This is a genomic window from Citrobacter sp. VF227 (assembly GCF_052950715.1).
The window spans coordinates 1-525 of sequence record NZ_JBRFVF010000242.1 but is presented as its reverse complement, the minus strand read 5'-3'; the positions used below and the strand labels follow the sequence as shown (position 1 = coordinate 525).

At 67.6% G+C, this 525-nt stretch carries 1 protein-coding gene; it reads left to right on the top strand.

Features of this window, described 5'->3' with window-relative positions:
• Positions 1–525: tryptophan--tRNA ligase (gene trpS, locus ACU8YC_RS26120; RefSeq protein WP_446896132.1), on the top strand; the 525-nt coding region annotated here is incomplete at both ends.

The window sequence follows — 525 nt, the reverse complement described above, 5'->3', positions numbered from 1 at the left end:
GCCGCCTTCCTCGCCGCCGGCATCGATCCCAAGCGCTCGATCGTGTTCAACCAGAGCCAGGTGCCGCAGCACGCCGAGCTCGCCTGGGTGTTCAACTGCGTCGCCCGCCTCGGCTGGCTGAACCGCATGACCCAGTTCAAGGAGAAGGCCGGAAAGGACCGGGAGAACGCCTCGATCGGCCTCTACGACTACCCGGTGCTGATGGCCGCCGACATCCTGGCCTACCGGGCGACGCACGTGCCGGTCGGCGAGGACCAGAAGCAGCACCTGGAGCTGACCCGGGACATCGCCCAGAAGTTCAACACCGATTTCTCGGGGTCGATCACGGCGCACGGCCACGGCGACGCCTTCTTCCCAATCACGGAGCCGCTGATCGGCGGCCCGGCCGCCCGGGTCATGTCGCTGCGCGACGGCACCAAGAAGATGTCGAAGTCGGACCCGTCCGACAACGCCCGCATCAACCTCACGGACGATGCGGACGCCATCGCCCAGAAGATCCGCCGGGCCAAGACCGATCCCGAGCCC